The sequence below is a fragment of the Plantibacter lichenum genome, assembly GCF_050587525.1.
Taxonomy (GTDB): domain Bacteria; phylum Actinomycetota; class Actinomycetes; order Actinomycetales; family Microbacteriaceae; genus Plantibacter.
Map to the genome: position 1 here is coordinate 98,313 of NZ_JBOBFT010000002.1, position 14,394 is coordinate 112,706.

Below are 14,394 nucleotides of genomic sequence, written 5' to 3' on the forward strand. Positions count from 1 at the left end.
GCTGGAATCCGAGGCTAGCGCGACTTCTTCTGGAGCGTCTTCTCGTCGACCGGGGCGGTGCCGGAGGCGCGGAGGGCCGCGAAGTAGTCCGCCGCCTCCTGCTGTCGCTCGGCTTCGGCACCGGACGCGATCGGCGCGCGCAGGTGCGCTTCCGAGTAGCCGAAGGCCTCGACGAGGTCCAGCGCGTGCGGACGCAGACGGGCGATGAGCCGATCGACGTACGCGCTGACGGCCTGCCCGCGCTGCGGCGAGAGACGCCCGTTGATGAGGTACCAGGCGAGGTGCTTCTCGATGAGCGACAGTCCGAACAGGTCGTGCAGCCAGATGAGCACCTGCTTGGTGCCGGCGTCCTCGACGTGCTCGAGGCCCTCGGTGAACGCCTCCCACTGCAGCAGCTCGGCGTGGGCGCGCGCGGCCTCGATGAGTTCGTTCTGGTGCGCGTTGAACAGATCAGCGGCCGCCTGCTTCGAGAGCTTGTTCGCACCCCGCAGCTTGCCCGCGACCTCCGCGATCATCGTCTCGACGCGCTCGGTCAGGAGCTCACGCTGCACGTTGGTCTCGCGCAACTGGCTCACCGATCGAGCCGTCGATCCGAAGTCCTTGACCGTCTGCGCGAGGCTGCGGAGTCCGCTGCCGTGCACTGCGCGGTCAGTCGCCTGCTCCACCACGTAGCGCGCCATCGCACCGGCATCCGCCTTCGCGAACTTGCGACTGTAGTCGGTGAGCAGCCGCTTCGCGACGAGCTGCAGGAGGACGTTGTTGTCGCCCTCGAACGTCGCGTAGACATCGAGGTCCGCGCGCAGGCCGGTCAAGCGGTTCTCGGCGAGGAAGCCTGCCCCGCCGCACGCTTCGCGCGCTTCCTGCAAGGTGTCGAGCGCGTGCCACGTCGACAGCGGCTTGAGCGCGGCGGCGAGCGTCTCGAGGTCCTGACGGTCGTCATCGGAATGCGCCTTGCCGCTGAACACCTCGTCGAACTTCACGAGCAGCCGGTCGTGGGCGAAGAATTGCGCGTACGTCGTCGCGAGGCGCGGGAGGAGTCGGCGCTGGTGGCGCTGGTAGTCGAGGATGACCTCTTCCTCGGTGTCGCTCGCCGCGTTGAACTGCCGACGCTGCGAACCGTAGGTGATCGCGATCTGGAGACCGACCGCCGATGCCGCCGTGGACGCCCCGTCGAGCGACACCCGCCCCTGGACGAGCGTGCCGAGCATCGTGAAGAAACGACGACCGGGACTCGAGATGGGCGAGGAGTACGTACCGTCCTCGGCGACGTCGCCGTAGCGATTGAGGAGGTTCGTGCGTGGGATGCGGACGTCGGTGAAGTGCAGACGACCGTTGTCGATGCCGTTCAAGCCGCCCTTGAGTCCGTCGTCCTCTCCGCCGATGCCGGGCAGGAACGCGCCGTCGTCGTCACGGATCGGCACGTAGAAGCAGTGCACACCGTGGTTCACGCCGTTCGTGATGAGCTGGGCGAAGAGCGTCGCCGCCTTGCCGTGCACGGCCGCGTTGCCGAGGTAGTCCTTCCACGCCGCGCGGAACGGCGTGTTGATGACGAACTCCTGGGTCTCCGGGTCGTACGTCGCCGTCGTCGCGATGGATGCGACATCGGAACCGTGACCGGTCTCCGTCATCGCGAACGCACCGGGGATGTCGAGGTTCATGGCGCCCGGCAGGAACGCGTCGTGGTGGGGCGCCGTGCCGAGGTGCAGGATCGCGGCGCCGAACAGGCCCCACTGCACGCCCGACTTGATCTGCAGCGACGGGTCGGCGAGGACGAGCTCTTCGAACCCGGCGATGTTGCCGCCATGGTCGTCCGCGCCGCCGAGCCGTTTCGGGAAGGCACGGTGCACCTGGCCGTTCTCCACGAGGAGCTTCAGCTGGTGGAAGACGCGATCGCGGTGATCGTCCATCGACTGGCCCTCGATGCGCTGCATCTCCGGCTTCGCGGCGAGCTCGCGCGAAGCGAGACGCGCTTCCGGCCACGTTCCGAGGAGTTGCCGTGCGAGCGACTCCACGTCGATGCGCGCGTCCGAAGGCGCCACTTCGACTCCTGCTGCCACTGGAGCGCTCGTCCTGACCGCCGTATCGACCATCTGTGCATCCTGCCTTTCGCCAATGAAATCCACCCTCATGGTAGGACTGTCACAGGAAACAGGGAATCGGACTGTGGACATCGGACAAAGCTCGGTCGGACGTGTTGACCGGCCGTTGGACTTACCCCACATCCGTTTGAGTGAACGCTCAGCTTTGCGCCGGGCCGTCCCGGTGATCGACCAGGTGGGCGACGCGCTCATCGCCCCCGGAGCGGACCGCGCGCGCCGCCGCCCGACGTCCATCACGTCGAACGACGCGCCGCCGTTCGTCCGCAGCGAGCAACGGGGTGAACGCCCACCAGAGCACGAGGGCGGTTCCGGCCCCGGCGAGTGCGCCCGCGATCGTGTCGCTCAACCAGTGCGCGCTGAAGAACGTGCGGCTCCAGATCATCGATGCGACGAGGAGGACGCCGAAGACGACCGTGACCTTCCGAAGTCTCACGCCGATGATCGGGAGCAGCGCCACGGCGACGGCCGCCGCAGTGATGACATGGCCGGACGGGAATGAACCGTGATCGACGATGATCATCGGGTCGAGCGGGCGCGGACGGTCCACGAGGTTCTTCACGATTTGGGAGACGAGCGATGACCCCAGGAACACTGACACGAAGAAGAGCGCGCTCCACCGGCGGCGGAGCACGAGCAGGGCGGCGAGGATCGCGAGGTGGACGGGCAGTCCCATCGGACCGCCGAACACGTTGAGCGCCTGCGCAAGGAACAGCGGAGCCTCGGGACGAGGGCCGGCGACGAGCTCATGCCACCACGCGTCGATCGGCTGGAACACGGGGGCCGCGACGTCGAGCGAGACGACGACCGCGAGCATCGCGAACACGGCGAGCGTGAAGATACCGGCGACGAGCAGAGGGCGACTTCGAGCGCTTCCGTCCGCGGCACTTCCCCCTGCTCGTCGCTGGTGGGTGGATGATGCGACGGGCGCCTGAGCATCCGATCCTGACGACACTGTCATGACTGTCCTTTCCGACGGGCCTCATCGCCCTCCGGCAGCATTCCACCAAAACCGACCGCTTGGTAGCTTTGTGCTCAGATCGTGATACACCGCACACGCTGGGTAATCCGTCGCCCGGCCGTCGCGCCCTCCCTCTGCGTCCCCGTCCCCTCGGCGAGCGCAACTCCTTCGATTCTGACGCCGCCTCGGGAAGTTCCGCATGTTTCCGGGGGTCGCGGATCGCACTCAGTGCGAATCGAAGGAGTTATGCGCGGTGGGATCAGCGGCTGCCGGCGAACTCGGAGCACTTCGATAAGCTCAGCGACCGGACTGAGGGACCTCAACGACCGGGTCGAATACGCTCGGTGACTGGCCCGAAGAGCTCAGCGTGCGAGGTGCGCCGCGACGGTCTCGATGAGGGCCTCACCGTAGGCCTCGAGTTTCTTGGCGCCGATGCCCGTGATGCCGTCGAGTTCCGCGAGCGATGACGGCTTGGCCGTGGCGACCTCGCGCAGTGTGGCATCGCCGAAGACGATGTAGGCGGGTGCGCCGAGCTCCTTCGCCGTGGCCGCGCGCCAGGCCCGCAGACTCTCGAACAGTTCGGCTGCGGCCGGCTCGAGCGCGGCGTTCGCCGACGAACCGCCCGAACGGGACGACCGCGACGACGACCGCGCAGCGCGCTCCGGTTCGCGACGCATCGCGACCGGCCGAGCACCGCTCAACACCTCCGTGCTCGCCTCGGTGAGCGCGAGCGTGCCGTACTCCCCCTGCGTCGCGAGGAGGTCGCGGGCGAGGAGCTGTCGGACCACACCGCGCCATTCCTGATCGCTCAGGTCCTCACCGATCCCGAAGGTGGCGAGGGAGTCGTGCTTCTGCTGCGCAACGCGATCGGTGCGCTTGCCGCGGAGGATGTCGATGATCTGCCCAGCGCCGAACGCCTGGTTCCGTTCGCGCTTGAGCCGGACGATCGTGGAGAGCAGCTTCTGCGCCGGGATCGTGCCGTCCCAGGTGACGGGCGGTTCGAGGCACGTGTCGCAGTTGCCGCACCGCTCCGACGCCTGACCGAAGTAACGGAGCAGGTTGATCCGTCGGCAGTCGACGGTCTCGCAGAGCGCGAGCATCGCATCGAGGTGGGCGCTGAGGTTCCGCTGGTGGGCGAGGTCACCCGGCGACTCCGCGATCATGCGGCGCTGCTGCACGACGTCCTGCAGACCGTACGCGAGCCACGCGACCGACGGCTCACCGTCGCGACCCGCGCGCCCGGTCTCCTGGTAGTAGCCCTCGACGCTCTTGGGGAGGTCGATGTGGGCGACGAACCGGACGTCGGGCTTGTCGATGCCCATGCCGAACGCGATCGTGGCGACGACGACCACGCCGTCCTCGCGGAGGAACCGTGACTGGGCCGATGCACGGACTCGGGCGTCGAGGCCTGCGTGGTACGGGACGGCGTCGATCCCGTTGTCACGGAGGAGCTGCGCCGTCTGCTCGACGGTCTTACGACTCAGGGCGTAGACGATGCCGGCGGTGCCGGCCGGCTGCTCCTTGATGAACGCGACGAGCTGCTTGCGGACCTCGTTCTTGGCGACGATCCGATACTGGATGTTCGGGCGGTCGAAGCTCGAGACGAAGTGCTTGGCGTCGTCGAGATGGAGTCGCTGCGTGATCTCGCGATGCGTGGCATCGGTCGCCGTGGCGGTGAGGGCGATGCGGGGCACGTCCGGCCAGCGTTCGGCGAGCTCGCCCAACTGCAGGTAGTCGGGCCGGAAGTCGTGGCCCCACTGCGACACGCAGTGGGCTTCATCGATGGCGAAGAGGGCGATCGTGCCTCGTTCGAGGAAGCGACGGGTGGCCTCGCCGCTGAGTCGCTCGGGCGCGACGTAGAGGAGGTCGAGATCTCCTGCGAGGTAGGCCTGCTCCACGCGGGCGCGCTCGGCCGGGTCCTGCGTGGAGTTGAGGAAGGCCGCGCGGACGCCGACGGCGAGCAGGGCGTCGACCTGGTCCTGCATGAGTGCGATGAGCGGCGAGACCACGATGCCCGTGCCCTCCCGGAGGAGTGCCGGGATCTGGTAGCAGAGGCTCTTGCCGGCGCCGGTGGGCATGAGGACGACGGCGTCGCCGCCGCTCGCGAGCTGCTCGATGATCTGCTGCTGCTCGCCACGGAAGGAGTCGTAGCCGAAGACCGTGTGCAGCGCTTCGGCGGCGGTCGCGAACTTCTGTCCCGCCGCCCGCACTGGCGGAGGAGGCGCCGAGGTTCCGGAGCGGGTCGCTGAGCCGCTGCCCACCCGTGGCGCGAACGCACCGTCGGGGAACGACGGCTCGGCGAAGTCCGGCGGGACGTCGTCGTACGGGATGTCGTCGTAGGGCGGCGCATCGTCGAACGGGGCGTCCTCGTCGCTCGGGATCCACTGCGGTTCGGCGCTCCAACTCATCCGTCGATCGTAGCCGCCGCGGCTGACAGGGCGGGACCGCCGACTGCCCCTGTGGACGGCATCCGATGGGCGCGCGCCTGTGGAGGAGCCTCAATCGGAGCCGAGCACGGTGAGTGGAGCCGGCGAGTGGAGCCGGCGGGTGGAGCCGGCGAGCAACGATGCCATCGGACGACGCCCTCAGACGGGTCGTTCGACGGACTCAGACGAGTCGTTCGACGAGATCCACCACGAGGTCGGCCCGGACCGCGCTGGCCTCGATCACCCGGGCGTTCGGTTCGTCGACCTCGGCCGCCCACGCTTCCGCATCGGCCTGCGACCGCCCGAAGAGCATGTGCCTCGCGACCAGTCGCGGGATGCGCACGTCCTGCGGCACGCGCAGGAACCACGCCTCGTCGAGCAGGGCCGCGGCATCGCCCCACCCGTCCCGCTCCAGGAGGAGGTAATTCCCCTCCACGATCACGACGCGCGCCTCCGCGGCGATCCGCACCGCTCCGGCGATCGGCTCCTCGATCGACCGCTCGAAGCGCGGGGCGTACACGTCTGGCACGGCATCGGGATCGAGCCCGTCCGCAGCATCGCGACCGGCATGCGCGTCGCCCGCACTGCCAGCGGTTCCGTCGCCGGCGAGCCCCACGACCCGCCCCTCACCCGGCGCGAACCCATCGCGGATCCGCTGCAGCAGCGCCGTGAACCCAGCCGCGTCGAAGGTGTCCGGGGCGCCTTTCCTGGCGCTCCGCCCGAGCGCGTCGAGCTGGACCTGCGCGTAGTGGAAGCCGTCCATGGGGACGAGCGCGACCGCATCGTCCGATCCGATGGACTCGCGGAGAGCTGCGACGAGCAGTTCCGCGAGCGTCGACTTGCCGGAACCCGGCGCCCCGACGATCCCGACGATGACACGGCCGTCGGCGTCACGCCCGACGCGCTCCTTCGCGAGTCCTGCGACACGGGCCACCAGCTCAGCGACGGTCAGTTCGGTCATCTCACCAGCTTGCCATGCGACGGTCGCGGCTGGCCTGCCCGCGGTTCCCCTCCGCACCCACACACCGCACCGTCATAACTCCTTCATTTCGAACCGTGTCAGTTCACCGGGCCCGGAACGACGGGACCGATTCGGCATCGGCTTCGAAATCGAAGGAGTTATGACGGTGGACGAGGCGGAGCCGGGAGCGATGTGCCACCCCCGGGCTCCGAGCTCCCGCGATTACCCGAAGGTGAACGAGTAGGCCTGCAGACCCTTCGGCAGCGTGACCTCGATGGTCCCGGAACCACTCGTCTTCGTCTTCAGCAGCTCGTAGGAGTTCGGCGTTCCGTCCACCTTGATGGGCTTCTGCGCCTTGCCGTCGATCGTGTAGTTCACCGTGCCCGTGCCGGCGAGGACCATGCGGACCTCATTGCCGGTGTAGGCGAGACGGAGCTTCGCGGAGTCATCGGTCGGCGTCACGAACTGCGTCTGCAGATCCCAGGCGCCGTCGAGGGAGAACGAGTCCTTCGCCTGGCCCTTCGGGAAGGAGAAGTCCTTCGTCGCGGCCGAGTACTTCTCCGTGCCGGCGAAGTTGACGACCTTCGTCGTGCCCAGGTAGGTCTCCGGGGTCGTGGTCCCGGCGGTGGGGGTGTCGTCGGCGATCTCCGTCGCGGCCGGCAGGTTCTCGCCCGGCTTCGCGTCGTTCAGGAGTTCACGGATGAGCTTCTCGGTCGTCGCGTAGCCGCCCTCACCGAACTTCACCTGACGAACGGTGCCCTCGGCATCGATCAGGTAGTGCGCAGGCCAGTAGCGGTTCCGGTAGTTGGTCCATGTGGCGAGCGAGTTGTCGATCGCGACCGGGTACGTGATGCCGAAGCCCTCAGCGCCGGCCTTGACGTTCGCCGGCTCCTTCTCGAACGCGTACTCCGGAGAGTGGACGCCGATGACCTCGAGGCCGGCCTTCTTGTAGGTGTCGTACCAAGCGGTGATGTGGGGCAGCGACCGCTGGCAGTTGATGCAGGAGTACGCCCAGAAGTCGACGAGGACGACCTTGCCCTTGAGGGACTTGAGGTCGATCGCCTCGTTGCCGGGGGTGTTGAACCACTCGGTGATGCCCTTGATGCTCGGCGCCGTGCCACAGCTCTGCAACTCGGCCGCGCCGTTAGTGCACTTGCTGAGGTCCTTGTTCTCGTCGTTCACGAGACCGCCGAGATCGAGCGCCTTCGTGACCTCCTCGGAGGAGTTGAACTGGTCCTGGATGCCGGCCGTGTAGTCGGGCAGGAGACGCTGGAGCGCAGCGGGGAGGTTGAAGACGAGTCCGATGGCGAGAGCGACCATGAGGATGCCACCCGTCATGCGGATGCCGCGCTGGTGCTTGCGGAAGGTGCGGACGCGCTCGGCGACGCGACGGCCGGCGAGAGCGAAGATGAGGAGCGGGATCGCTGCACCGAGTGCGAACGTGACGGTGAGGACGATCGTCTCCGGACCGATGCGGCCCGTGGAACCGGCGACCGTGATGGCGGCGAGCACCGGACCGGCGCACGGCACGTAGACGGCGCCGAGGCCGATACCGAGGAGGAAGCCGCTGCCCTCGGTCCCGACGTTGCGCTGCGGGATCCAGGAGAAGGGCTTCTCGAGGATGTGCTCGAACGCGGGGAAGATGAGGCCGGCACCGATGAGCAGCAGGACGATGATGCCCGCGTAGCGGAGCACGTCCTGAGGCAGGCCGAGGAGGGCGAGGAGGAGCGACCCGACGAGCGTGAAGAGGCTGAAGCTCACGACGAGGCCGAGGATCACGAGGTAGGGGCGCCAGCGCGAGGCGAGCTGCGGTTCGGCTTCGGCTGCTGTGCCGACTCCGGCTCCGGCTGTCGCGGTCGTCGCGGCGTCGGCGTCCGGCTTGGTGGCGACCGCGGTCGCGGTGCCTCCGCCGGCTGCGGCCGTGACACCCGCATCGACCGATGTCGCGGTCCCAGCAGCTGTCGACACGTCGGCGGCTGCAGCGCCGTTCCGGTCCGCCTTCCGCTGTGCGCGCTTGGACAGGTTGGTCTTGTCCCCCCGGGCGCTCTGGGCGCCTCCCGAGAAGAAGATGACCGGGAGCACGGGGAGGATGCACGGCGAGATGCCCGTGATGAGTCCCCCCAGGAACCCGATGATGGCGAGGGTGAGCACTGTGTCCTCCGTCTGTGGTGCCGAAGTGCCGGAGGCGTCTGCCGACCCGGCCGTCTGCGCCGAACCGCCGTGGTGCCGGCTTCGGCTGATGGGGGTGGTTCGGTGCGGAGGCCGGAAGTGATTGGACGGATGTGGACCGGATCGGGCGATGTCCAGGATCGGCGTGGTCGCATCGCATCGCCCTCGCGCGCGCGATCCTCTTTCCGGCCGGCAAGCTCGCGGCCCTGCTTGCTTCCGGCTTTCCGGCCGGCAAGCTCGCGGCCCTGCTTGCTTCCGGCCCCGCTTGCTTCCGGCGCGAACGGTGCAGCATCGCCCGGTTCACAACTCAGGAGCCCCGGTTCACAACTCAGGAGCCCCGGTTCACAACTCAGGAGCGATGCGGCGTGGCGCGTGCCTTCGCCCCCGATGCGGCCACGACACGCCCGGACGCTCCTGAGTTGCGAACACACGCTCCTGAGTTGCGAACACACGCTCCTGAGTTGCGAACGGGTTCTCCGCGTGTTTGCAGGGATTCGGGACGGATCGGGAATGAATTCAGAAGTTTTCCAAACCGGCAGGTGAGGGGCTCCGAAGGTGTCTGTGAGGGTCGCCTCCCGGGAACATCCCGAAGCACCACGGAGGCAACGCATCATCGCCTCACCGTTCACCACCGCACCACCACAGCGTCATTCATCAAAGGAGAAATCACATGCGCATCAACAAACGGCACACCGTTGCAGCACTCGCGATTGCAGCGATCGCCACGTTCGGACTCGCGGCATGTTCCACGGGGTCCAGCTCGGACGCCGGCGCCTCGAGCACCCCGAAGACCTCCGAATCGTCCGCCCCGGCCATGACGGCCGACCCGGCAGCCGACCTCGTCGGTCCCGGTTGCGCCGCCTACGCCGACCAGGTCCCCTCCGGCCCCGGTTCCGTCGTCGGCATGTCGACCGACCCGGTCGCCGTCGCAGCGTCGAACAACCCGCTCCTCACCACGCTCGTGGCTGCGGTCTCCGGCAAGCTGAACCCCGACGTCAACCTCGTCGACACGCTCAACGGCTCCGAGTTCACGGTCTTCGCACCGGTCGACGACGCCTTCAAGAAGATCGATGCAGCGACGATCGACTCCCTGAAGACGCCTGAGGGCGCTGCGACGCTGACCAAGATCCTCACGTACCACGTGGTTCCCGGCCAGATCGCTCCTGACGCCATCGACGGCACGCAGACCACCGTCGAGGGTGGCACGGTCGAGGTCGCCGGCAGCGGAGACAACATGACCGTCAACGGTGCCAAGGTCATCTGCGGCGGCGTCCACACCGCCAACGCGACCGTGTACCTCATCGACTCGGTCCTGATGCCCAAGTAAGTCTCACCGCTTCACAGCACGACGCCCGTCATCCTTCCGGATGGCGGGCGTCGTTCTGTCTGCCCTCGCCCCCACCTACTTCTGCCGAGGGGCCCCAAAGTGCGGGTGAGCTCACTCAGCACCCGCAATTTGCGACCCCTCGGCAGAAGAAGAGGGGAGGGGCGGGCGGCGGTTAGGGGCGACGACGTGTGACGACGAGGAGCGCTGCTCCAGCGACGACGACGATGCCGATGGCTCCGACGATCCACCACACGTCACCGCCGATGCCGCCGGACGCCTGAGCGGACGGCGCATCGGTCGAGGACGGCTCTGGCGCGGGTGCCGCACCGGCCTGACCGCACTTCGGCGAGGAAGCGCCCTCGGCGAGCTCCTGGCCGACGGCCGGCGCCCAGGTGAACGTGTAGCTGCCGGAGAGCGGGTGTCCGTCGGTCGAGACGAGCTGCCACGTGACCGTGTACTCCCCCGCCTGCCCCAGCTGCAGGGGCATCACGAGCGCCGGACCGTTCACGGTCGTGCAGGCCGTGCCGTAGTACAGCTTCTCCGAACCCGGCCCGGTCACCTGGATCTGGTTCGAGTTGCCGGCGTCGCCGAGGTCGAGCAGGTTGTCATTCGTGGTGATGACGATCTGCTCCGGCTGCTCGGTCACCGTGCTGTCGGCCGCCGGAGTGGTCGACACGATCGAGTTGTGCGCGGATGCGGGAGAGGCGACCCCCACGACCGCCGCCACGGCGATGAACGCAGCAGCGGCGGTCGCGGCGAACGCCCGGGAGCGGGACGTGGTCACTTGCCCTCCGTCTTCGAGGAGTCGTTGGAGCCGGCGTTGGACGAGCCTGCGCCTGAACCGGCGCCTGCCGGACGACCACGGCGAGCGGAGACCGCGAGGACGATGCCGACAGCTCCGACCGCGAGTCCGGCGATGCCGAGGACACGGCCGAGGACATCGGTCGAGCCGGCGTCGGACGCTGCCGCTTCATCGTGACCGGCTGCGGCGTCGCCATCGCCGTCTCCATCGCCGTCACCGTGGCCGGATTCGGTCACCGCTTGGCCGACGGCGACCGCGGGAGCCGGGGACTCGAGCGACTCCGGGTCCTGGCCCTTCTTGGCGACCTGGTCCCAGACCGTCTCCCCGACCTCGCACGCCTGCGTCACAGGGAAGGCGAGGCTCGTGTTCGCGGCGTCCACCGGCAGCTGCACCTGGAAGGCCACGGTGTCACGGAAGCCGTCCGCGAGCGGGGTCTTGGCCGTGTAGACGACCTGTCCGACGCGCTCGGCGAGCTGGTTGCCATGGGCGTCGGTGATGGGCTTCGCGAGCGGGACCATGACCTTCTTGATGTCCCAGTTCGCGTTCACCGCGGGCGTCACGGAGTTGATGGCCTCAGGGATGGTGAAGGTGAGGCTCGTGGTGGGCGAGCCGTCGCAGCCGTGCCCGACCGAGAAGGCGAGCACGGACGTGGAACCGGCTGCTCCGCTCGAGGGCTCGACGCCGACGTGCGCGGAGGCTGCGAGCGGTGCGGCGATGGCGAGGAGCGAGCCGCCGCCGATCGCTGCGGCCACGACGGCTGCACGCCTGAAACGCGAGGGCTTCCGTGAGCCGCTCGCGTCGCCCGCGGAAGCGGCGAGCTCGGTGCTGATGCTGGAGGTGCGGGTGCTGTTCATCACGCTGTTTGTCCTGTCGACAGAGTCCGTCCGGCGGTCGCCGGTCACGGACGGGAAAAGGGGAAGAGGATGGTGCGCGTGCCGCTACAGGGCGGCGAACACCATCGGTGGTCCCCGGTGTCGGAGGTGCAGGAGGATGACGCCCATACGGCGCGGGAAACTGTTGACGCGAGCCCAGCGGACTCGGCGAGGCGACGGGATGAGCGAGGGCGCGACGATCGCGAGGACGGGCAGGACCCGCCGGTGCAACGCGGTGACGGCTGCGCGCATCCAACGCTCGGCGTAGAGGATTGCGGAGACCGTGACCACGGCGGCGAGGACGTGCGCGATCCACATCGCCGAGCCGCCGTGCATGTGCGCGGCACTCGCGGTGCCGGTGGATGCACCGGTCGTCGTGACCTGCATCTGGATGACGGCGTCGTGCTGGTGCAGCGCCGTGGAGCCGCCGGCCTGCGGAACGACCGATGCGGCCGCCGAACCCGATGCGACGCTGAAGAGGAAGTGGTACGCGAGCTGACTCACGAGCACGGAGGCGGCGAGACCGATGCGGTTGATGCGGCGACCTGCGAGGCCGATGCAGACGAGCATGGCGAAGGTGAAGCCGACCACGACGACGAACACGGACGGAACGGTGGCCCCGCCGAGGGTGTGCGAGAGCGCGGCGGCGAAGGTAGCGAATGCAGCAGCCGCGGTGCCGCGGGCGACCCGTGCCCACCGTTCGCTCATGCTGTTCCTCCGCCTGGATCCGGCTCGTGCGATGCGCACACGACCAGGGTACCGGAGCGCGGCGCCGATCACGGTCGTGGGACGGGCTGTGGAGAGATGAGCGGATGCGACCCTGCGCGGCGGGACCGCAGGCTCACTCGGCGAACAGGACGATGAACGACGCGATGAACGACCCCACGCCCACCCCCGCGGTCACGAAGAACAGCAGTCGGAGCGCTTTGGCGTGTTCCGCGCGGCGTCCGAAGCGGGCGAGCGATGGATCGCGACGCGAGTAGTAGACGATCGCCTCGTCCGGGTCGCGGATGGCGGCGGCCTCCGCGTCGGTGAGGTCGCGTGAGAAGAGTTCGCTCTCCTCCGTCATCCAGCGGAGCTGTTTCGGCGCGACGTCGGGGTCCGGGTCCGGACTGGCATCGCCGTCGACACGCGCCCTATCGACGCCCGCGCCGTCGACCCCGACCCCGTCGACGATCACGGCGTGCGTCTCGACCCATGTGCCGTCCGCGGCCCGCGCGATGAGCATGATGACGAGCACGACCACGGCCGAGCCGAGACCGATCCAGGTGAAGACCTCGAGGATGAGCCCGATCAGGTCGTGGACGTCCACATCACGATGCTAGCCGTCCTCACGTCCCGACTCGCCGGAGTCGCCTGAGTCGCCTGCCTCTCGCCCCGCTCGCGTAACTCCTTCGATTTCGACAGCGCCGGATCGGCTGCCCCGGAATTCCGGGGGTCTGCCCGCGGACCTGTCGAAATCGAAGGAGTTACGCGAGCGAGGGGTGGGTGATGGGGGCGGGTGGTCGGCGAGCCGGGCGGGGCTGGCGAAGAGGGGCAGGACTGGCGAAGCGGGGCGGGCAAGGGTCGGCGCGCGGAGCGGGCGAGGGTCGGCGCGCGGAGCGGGCCAGACAGATTCCGGCAGGCGGCCTACACGGTCTCCGGTCGTTTCTGCCGCGCGGGCTCAGCAGGCTGGTCCGGACCGTTCCACACCGAGATGATGCCCCAGGCGACGGCCGCGATCGGCACGGACAGGACCGCCCCGACGATGCCGCCGAGGATCGTGCCCGCGGTCAGGGCGAGCAGGACGACGAGCGCGTGGAGCTTGAGCGAGCGAGCCATGACGACGGGCTGGAGGAAGTTGCCTTCGAGCTGGTTGACGGCGATCACGACGATGATCACGACGAGCGCGGCGACCGGTCCGTTCGCGACGAGGGCGACGAGGGCCGCGAGAATGCCCGCCGCGGTCGCTCCGACGAGCGGGATGAACGCGGTGAGGAACACGACGACGGCGAGGGGCAGCGCGAGCGGCACGCCGATGATCGCGAGCGCGACGCCGATGCCGACTGCGTCGACCGCAGCGACTGTCGCTGTTCCTCGCACGTAGCCGCCGAGGACGTCGACCGTCTTCGTGCCGATGCGGCGAGCGCGGTCGTACTGCGCACCCGTGAATGGACGGAGCAGGAACTCCCAGATCTTCGGTCCGTCCTTCAGGAAGAAGAACAGGACAACGACCATGAGGAACAGGCCCGTGAAGAAGCTCGCGGTCGCCGAGACGCCCGCCAACGCGCCGCTGCCGAACTGGCTGCTCGTGAGGAAGCCGACCGCGCCCTCCTTCACACTGTCGATCTGCTCGCTGCTGATCGAGAACGGGAGGTGCTGCAGGTAGTCCTGCAGCGCATCGATGCCGTCCGACGCGGAGGAGACGAGGTCGTCCCACTGCGAGCGGACGGCCCACACGATGAGCCAGCCGACGCCGCCGAGGATGACGATGAGGGCGAGCAGCGCGATCCAGGTGGCGAGGATCGACGGGATGCCCTTGACGCGCATCCAACGGACCAGCGGGTGGATCGCGGACGCGAGGATGAGCGCGAGGACGACGGGGATCATCACGAGCGACAGCTGCGTCATCGCGAACACGACGAGGGCCGCCACGGCGACGATCGCGATGATCTGCAGGCTCCTGGTGGCCACGACGCCGATGCGGTCGCTCCACAGCCGCGGAGGCTCCTCCGTCGGTTCGGTGCGATCGAATAGGCCCATGTGGTTCCCCGTTCCAGTCGGTGCGGCGGTGTCGCCCG

The 14,394-nt window shown here is 68.6% G+C and carries 11 protein-coding genes; 1 reads left to right on the plus strand and 10 read right to left on the minus strand.

All coding sequences use genetic code 11. The annotated features are described in order from the left end of the window. Positions 1 to 14: 14 nt before the first annotated feature. The 5 genes from ACQ3HB_RS03905 to ACQ3HB_RS03925 all read right to left on the minus strand — a co-directional run bounded on the left by ACQ3HB_RS03905 (position 15) and on the right by ACQ3HB_RS03925 (position 8,595). Positions 15 to 2,090, minus strand: a complete 2,076-nt coding sequence (locus ACQ3HB_RS03905) for an acyl-CoA dehydrogenase family protein (RefSeq protein WP_430917933.1) — start codon at positions 2,088 to 2,090, stop codon at positions 15 to 17. 148 nt (positions 2,091 to 2,238) lie between these two features. Then, the gene (locus ACQ3HB_RS03910; RefSeq protein ID WP_430917935.1) at positions 2,239 to 3,057 is read right to left on the minus strand and encodes a phosphatase PAP2 family protein; all 819 of its coding nucleotides are present in this window, start codon (positions 3,055 to 3,057) and stop codon (positions 2,239 to 2,241) included. A 362-nt stretch (positions 3,058 to 3,419) separates the two neighbouring features. Further along, positions 3,420 to 5,465: a DNA helicase RecQ gene (recQ, locus tag ACQ3HB_RS03915; protein WP_430917937.1), complete on the minus strand. Its 2,046-nt coding sequence runs from the start codon at positions 5,463 to 5,465 to the stop codon at positions 3,420 to 3,422. 199 nt (positions 5,466 to 5,664) lie between these two features. Next, complete coding sequence (locus ACQ3HB_RS03920; protein WP_430917938.1) at positions 5,665 to 6,444, minus strand: nucleoside/nucleotide kinase family protein; 780 nt, start codon at positions 6,442 to 6,444, stop codon at positions 5,665 to 5,667. Between the two features lie 222 nt (positions 6,445 to 6,666). Further along, positions 6,667 to 8,595 carry a cytochrome c biogenesis protein DipZ gene (locus ACQ3HB_RS03925; RefSeq protein ID WP_430917939.1) on the minus strand — a complete coding sequence of 643 codons (1,929 nt, stop codon included), beginning with the start codon at positions 8,593 to 8,595 and terminating at the stop codon, positions 6,667 to 6,669. A 688-nt stretch (positions 8,596 to 9,283) separates the two neighbouring features. Between ACQ3HB_RS03925 and ACQ3HB_RS03930 the strand changes: the two genes are divergently transcribed. Continuing rightward, positions 9,284 to 9,940, plus strand: a complete 657-nt coding sequence (locus ACQ3HB_RS03930) for a fasciclin domain-containing protein (protein WP_430917941.1) — start codon at positions 9,284 to 9,286, stop codon at positions 9,938 to 9,940. Positions 9,941 to 10,112: 172 nt separating this feature from the next. Here the strand turns inward: ACQ3HB_RS03930 and ACQ3HB_RS03935 are convergent, their stop codons facing one another. The 5 genes from ACQ3HB_RS03935 to ACQ3HB_RS03955 all read right to left on the minus strand — a co-directional run bounded on the left by ACQ3HB_RS03935 (position 10,113) and on the right by ACQ3HB_RS03955 (position 14,356). Then, positions 10,113 to 10,724, minus strand: coding sequence for a copper resistance CopC family protein (locus tag ACQ3HB_RS03935; RefSeq protein ID WP_430917943.1), 612 nt, complete (start codon positions 10,722 to 10,724; stop codon positions 10,113 to 10,115). Further along, on the minus strand, positions 10,721 to 11,596 hold the full coding sequence (locus tag ACQ3HB_RS03940; protein ID WP_430917945.1) for a YcnI family protein: 876 nt from the start codon (positions 11,594 to 11,596) through the stop codon (positions 10,721 to 10,723). Before ACQ3HB_RS03940 ends, ACQ3HB_RS03935 begins: the two co-directional genes overlap by 4 nt. 84 nt (positions 11,597 to 11,680) lie before the next feature. Next, the gene (locus ACQ3HB_RS03945; RefSeq protein WP_430917947.1) at positions 11,681 to 12,322 is read right to left on the minus strand and encodes a hypothetical protein; all 642 of its coding nucleotides are present in this window, start codon (positions 12,320 to 12,322) and stop codon (positions 11,681 to 11,683) included. 133 nt (positions 12,323 to 12,455) lie between these two features. Beyond that, positions 12,456 to 12,926, minus strand: coding sequence for a hypothetical protein (locus tag ACQ3HB_RS03950; RefSeq protein ID WP_430917949.1), 471 nt, complete (start codon positions 12,924 to 12,926; stop codon positions 12,456 to 12,458). Positions 12,927 to 13,243: 317 nt separating this feature from the next. Then, a complete protein-coding gene (locus tag ACQ3HB_RS03955) occupies positions 13,244 to 14,356 on the minus strand; it encodes an AI-2E family transporter (protein WP_430917951.1) in 1,113 nt (370 codons plus the stop codon). Positions 14,357 to 14,394 lie beyond the last annotated feature (38 nt).